This window comes from Haloferax sp. AB510, assembly GCF_024136985.1.
GTDB lineage: Archaea > Halobacteriota > Halobacteria > Halobacteriales > Haloferacaceae > Haloferax.
In genome coordinates this window covers 1-5,564 of the sequence record NZ_JAMYJY010000162.1, presented here as the reverse complement: position 1 = coordinate 5,564, position 5,564 = coordinate 1, and the positions used below count along the sequence as shown (strand labels likewise).

Below are 5,564 nucleotides of genomic sequence, written 5' to 3'. Positions count from 1 at the left end.
GCGACGCGGACGCGGCCGAGCTGGTCGAGACGGACCATTCGCTCGTCGCCCCGGACGAGTCAGGCGCGCCCGAGTCGGCTGATTCGGGCGACGGTGCGGGCGCGTCGGAGCCGGTCGGCCCGGTCGAGTAGCGAAGCCGCGGCCGCCGGCGGCTGACAAATGATTTTTGTGCTCGTGTTTCCCACTTCGGGTAGATGTCGCAGCGCCAAGACTGGCGGTTGTTCCTCCCCGAGCCGCTTCGCACGCTCCCGGCCGACCTCGCGGTCGTCCTCGCGGGGGTCGCGCTCACGCTCGTGGCGACGCTCACGCCCGGGCTGGAGGGGACGCCGCTCCGAGTCATCGTCGGCCTGCCGTTCGTGCTTTTCATCCCCGGCTACGCCCTCATCGCGGCGCTGTTCCCCGAGCGCGGTCCGCCGATAGACGCCCCCGAGGACCACGACCGGATGGGCGGAATCGACGGTATCGAGCGGGTCGCGCTCTCGTTCGGGACGAGCATCGCGGTCGTCCCCCTGCTCGGGCTCGTCCTCAACTTCACGCCGTGGGGAATTCGACTCGTGCCCATCCTCGTCGCCGTGAGCGGCTTCACGCTCGTCGCCACGGCGTTCGCGGCGGCCCGCCGGTCGGCGCTCCCCGAAGAAGAACGGCTGGAAGTCCCCTACCAGCGCTGGTTCGCCGCCGCGCGCGACGAACTGTTCAACCCGGCGTCGGGGACCGACGCGATGCTGAACGTCGTCCTCGTGGTGAGCGTGGTCCTCGCGACCGCCAGCGTCGGCTACGCGGTGGCCGTGCCGAAAGACGGTGAGTCGTTCACGGAACTGTATCTCCTGACCGAAGACGGCGACGACGAACTCACCGCCGACAACTACCCCGAGGAACTCGTCCGCGGTGAGCCCGCGTCGCTCGTCCTCGGCGTCGGCAACCAGGAACACCGGACGGTGAACTACACCGTCGTCACCGTGCTCCAGCGCGTCGAGGTGTCAAACAACTCGACGACCGTATTGGAGTCAGAGCAACTTCGGACGTTCACGCCCCGACTCGAACACAACGAGACGTGGCACGAGCCGCACGAGGTCCGCCCGACGATGACCGGCAAGCGCCTGCGACTGACGTACCTCCTCTACGAGGGCGCACCGCCGGCGTCGCCGACGGTTGATAACGCTTACCGGGAGGTCCACCTCTGGGTGACAGTTCGTGAGGAATAATGGCGAAAACCCGCCGTCGTCTAGCATCGGGTGGTTCTCTCGTTTACTGATATCTCTCATTTATTCCCCGGAATCCGTAAGAACGTCGGCGTATGTCGTGTAACTCGTTTGTGTTCTAGTTTTATCACCTCTGATAATCCATAAGTAACGTTTAGGGTACTGCACGCTAAGGTCCGGGTAGCGAGGTCACAATGCGAGATTCTGGAAGCACGGTTTCCCGCCGCGGCGGCCGAGGTCCGAAGATAGAGCGCATCGCGGACCGGTACGGTCTTGACGGCCTCGGTGACGACCTTGTTGACGCGTGGCTCGGCGAGGGTCGCGAGCGACGGAGCCTCCGCGAACTCGAAGCTGACGTGAACAAGCGACTCATCCGGGCCGCGCTGGACCAGGCCGGCGCGCACGTCCTCGACGGGGAGGCGGAGAACTTCTACCGGCTCCTGACAAGCGACGATGTGACCGCGGGGAGCCGCACCGACGCGCGGAACACGCTCCGCGAGCGCGGCGTCGACATCGACCAGTTGGAGTCGGACATCATCTCCTATCAGTCGGTGTATAACTACCTCAAACGACACCGAAACGTCGAACGTGAAGACGACGAAGACGGACAGAGCGCGACCGAGTCGGGACTCGCGACGATTCGGAAGCTCCGATCCCGACTTCGGACGGTGACTATCGATGTTATCGACCGTTTAGTGAAGGCCGAAGCGGTCTTCATCGGCACCTACGAGGTCGAAGTAGACATCCGCGTCACCTGCACGGACTGCGACACTCGAATGACCCCGACGACGCTCCTCAACTCCGGGCACTGCGACTGCGAACACGAGAGCGACGAGTAGCGATTCGGGCTCACCAACACACCACATCCGAAACATGAACGATTCAGAGGCACTTCAGACGGCGACTGTCCGTATACGAAACATCGGTGGTATCGACGAACGAACCGTCGGGCTCGAACCCGGCGTCACCGTTCTGACCGGACGCAACGCGACGAACCGAACGTCATTCCTGCGCGCGCTTATGGGCGCGTTCGGGAGCGACGCGGCCAGTCTCAAGGGCGACGCCGACGAGGGGTCGGTCGAACTCGAACTGGACGGCCGGACCTACACCCGCATCCTCTCCCGCGAGAACGGGTCAGTCGCGACCGACGGCACGCCGTATCTCCAAGACACGACGACCGCCGACCGCTTTGCGTTCCTTCTCGGGTCAAACGAGGCGCGCCGGGCCGTCGTCTCGGAGCGGGACCTCCACGACGTCATCATGGCACCGGTCGACACCGACGCCATCGAGGCCGAAATCGAGCGCCTCCAGACCCGACGGACGCAGGTGGAAACACAACTCGACTCGCTCGACTCGCTCGAGGCCGACCGCCGGTCGCTCGAAGCGAAGCGCGACGACCTCGAAGCCGAAATCGAGAACCTCGAAGCCGAGCGCGACGACCTCGAAGCCGAAATCGAGGCCGAAGACCAGACGGTCGAATCGCAACGCGAGAACCAAGCCGCGTTAGACGAGGTGTTGTCGGACCTCCAGTCGGCGCGGTCGGACCTCGAAACGGTCCGCTTCCGCCTCCAGAGCGAGCGCGAGAGCGTCGAATCGCTCCGCGAGGAGCGCTCCGAACTCCAGTCGGAACTCGATTCGTTCGAGGCCGACGAGGTCGACCGCGGCGAGGCGAACGACCGCATCGAGTCGATTCGGTCGCGTATCGAGTCGCTCAACTCGACGATTTCGGAGCTCCAGACCATCGTCCAGTACACGGAGGACGTGCTCGAAGGCAAGGCCGACCTCGTCGAGGACTCGCTGGGCGCGGTCGGTGGCGGTTCGGTGACGGACCAACTCGTCTCCTCGGAGACGATCACCTGCTGGACCTGCGGCACCGAGGTCGACCGCGACCAGATTCGGGGGACGACCGACCGCCTCCGCGAGGTCAGAGACGAACAGCGCGAGGAACGCGCCGAACTCCGCCGCGAACTCGACGAACTCGAACGCTCGATGCGGGCGGCGGAACAAGCCCAGCGCGACCGCCGGAAGCTCCGGGATAAGCTTCAGCGCCTCGAAGACGAACTCGACCGACGGACCGGGCAAATCGACTCGCTGACCGACCAGCGCGAGAAGCTCGCCGAACGGGTCGAAGCGCTCGAAGCCGACGCGTCGGACCTCCGCGGGCAGGCCGAAGGCGACCTCATCGAACTCCACAAGAAGCTCAACGAGGTCGAGTTCACGCTCGACCGGACACGCGACGACCTCGCGTCGGTCCACGACGACCTCGACGCGCTCGACGACCGGTTCGATGAGCGCGAAGCACTCGAACTCGAACGCGAACAGGTGACGGAGGAACTCGAGGATGCGCGAACCCGAATTCGGTCGCTGACGACCGCAGCCGTCGAGGCGTTCAACGAGGAGATGGAGACGGTCCTTGACCTCCTCGGCTACGACAACATCGAGCGCGTCTGGCTGGAGCAGGTCGAACGTCGGGTCCGAGAGGGCCGTCGCAAGGTCGAAAAGACCCAGTTCGAACTCCACATCGTCCGCGCGTCCGACTCCGGAGCGGTGTACGAGGACTCCATCGACCACCTCAGCGAGAGCGAGCGCGAGGTCGTCGGCCTCGTGTTCGCCCTCGCGGGCTACCTCGTCCACGAGGTGTACGAGGAAGTCCCGTTCATGCTACTCGACTCTGTCGAGGCCATCGACGCCGAGCGCATCGCCGCGCTGGTCGACCACTTCGAGCAGTATCCGACGTTCCTCGTCGCAGCCCTCCTCCCCGAGGACGCGCAAGCGCTCGACGAGTCGTACCGGCGCGTCACGTGGGGGACCGACGTGGCACCCGCGGCCTGACCGGGGCCGGTCCGCGCGGTGTCGGGACGGCGATTACGTCCCCGTTCGTTCCATTCCGATTCGTTCGTTTGCCACCTCTTTTTGTCCCTCCCGAGCCGTCTCCTCCGCCCCATGAACATGCTCGCGGTGACGTGCCACCCCGGTTTCCGCCGTCATCGCGGGTCGATGTTCCGATAACTCGCCGCTCTCGGCCTGTTTAGCAGTCGATCCCGACTGATAGTATTGTATTACTACAACACTTGCAAAGGAACATACCGATAGTACGCAAGAAATATAACACAACAAAACAACGTATCGAACGGACGATACTGGGGGGACGAAACCATCATCACATCAGACACGCAGTTCCGAGACGAGTTCGAACCGACACGGGTTTGGTACGATTGCGAGCGTACCGAACCGATCTCTGAGGCGGTCGCCGCGGCCGTGAACCAACACACGCGCCGCGACCCGACGGAGCTACCGCCGCTCACAGAGCACGTAGACACCGACGCCCTCGACGCCCTGTTCGGCCGCAACACGCCCGGAGCACCGCGTGTGACGGGTGCGTCGCTCGAATTCGACTACGCCGACTTCGTCGTCACCGTCGAGTCCGTCGGTCGTATCGAGGTCCGCGACGCGGGACGGTAATCGGCCGGGCCGTTCGACACTAATTGGGGATGATTCGACCGTTGTCGAACGGTTCGCACCGACCGCACTTATCCGGCCCGCGCGGGTCGGTATCGAAGGCGCTTGGAATGTCCATTCGATCGAGACGTTTCGACGCTCTTTCTACTTAATTGGTTGAGATCTTTCAGACGATAATCTTGCAGTTTATTCGAATTAGTGACTCCGATAAGTCCGGCCGACCGTCCGCTGTGGCCACCCGCGACGTACCTTTTTGTCTCGTGGACGCCGACAAGGGGTATGGAACTCGAATTACGCTTCTTCGCGACGTTTCGGGAGGTAGTGGGCCAGAAGTCCATCTACTGGCGGGTCGACGACGACGCGACCGTCGGAGACGTCCTCGAGTCGCTGGAAGCGGAGTACGACGGTCTCGCCGGCCGACTCATCGAAGACGGCGAGGTCAAGCCGCACGTGAACGTGCTGAAAAACGGGCGCGAGGTGGTCCACCTCGAGGGGATGGCCACGACGCTCGACGACGGGGACGCCGTGAGCGTCTTCCCGCCGGTCGCAGGGGGCTGACGTGGCGCGCCGCCAGCGAGCGTTCCGCGGTATCTCGCCCCGCCTCGCGATTCAGTACCTCGAAGGACTCGGCGGCGAGGCCGACGGCGACGGCCGCGTGGTCGGCCCCGACTGGGCCGTCGACATCGAGACCGAGGAGGTCACGATAACGAGCAGTATCCAGCTCACCGAGGTGCAACTCGCGTTCGAGGGCGACGAGGAGACGCTCGACGACCTCGTCGAGCGATTCGCCCGAAAGGCGATGCGCGCGGGGGGATGACCGTGGGAGCCGACGGCGACCGGCGGCCGGGGCGCGAACGACTCAGCGAGCGCCTCGCGCCGGACGGCGACGACGACGCGCCCCGCGGC

Annotated in this window: 6 protein-coding genes; all 6 read left to right on the top strand. The window is 64.7% G+C overall.

Features of this window, described 5'->3' with window-relative positions; translation table 11 throughout:
- The first annotated feature begins 194 nt into the window (after positions 1-194).
- The 6 genes from NKF06_RS19580 to NKF06_RS19555 all read left to right on the top strand — a co-directional run bounded on the left by NKF06_RS19580 (position 195) and on the right by NKF06_RS19555 (position 5,475).
- Positions 195-1,202 (top strand): DUF1616 domain-containing protein, encoded by a 1,008-nt coding sequence (locus NKF06_RS19580; protein WP_253246365.1) that lies wholly within the window; start codon positions 195-197, stop codon positions 1,200-1,202.
- Positions 1,203-1,393: 191 nt separating this feature from the next.
- Positions 1,394-2,038: a rod-determining factor RdfA gene (gene rdfA / locus NKF06_RS19575; protein WP_058826088.1), complete on the top strand. Its 645-nt coding sequence runs from the start codon at positions 1,394-1,396 to the stop codon at positions 2,036-2,038.
- A gap of 34 nt (positions 2,039-2,072) precedes the next feature.
- Positions 2,073-4,031, top strand: a complete 1,959-nt coding sequence (locus tag NKF06_RS19570) for an archaea-specific SMC-related protein (RefSeq protein WP_058826087.1) — start codon at positions 2,073-2,075, stop codon at positions 4,029-4,031.
- A 402-nt stretch (positions 4,032-4,433) separates the two neighbouring features.
- A complete protein-coding gene (locus NKF06_RS19565) occupies positions 4,434-4,661 on the top strand; it encodes a HalOD1 output domain-containing protein (protein ID WP_172795745.1) in 228 nt (75 codons plus the stop codon).
- A gap of 276 nt (positions 4,662-4,937) precedes the next feature.
- A complete protein-coding gene (samp3, locus tag NKF06_RS19560; RefSeq protein ID WP_004975684.1) occupies positions 4,938-5,216 on the top strand; it encodes a ubiquitin-like modifier protein SAMP3 in 279 nt (92 codons plus the stop codon).
- A gap of 1 nt (position 5,217) precedes the next feature.
- Positions 5,218-5,475, top strand: coding sequence for a hypothetical protein (locus tag NKF06_RS19555; RefSeq protein ID WP_004042070.1), 258 nt, complete (start codon positions 5,218-5,220; stop codon positions 5,473-5,475).
- The last annotated feature ends 89 nt before the right edge of the window (positions 5,476-5,564 follow it).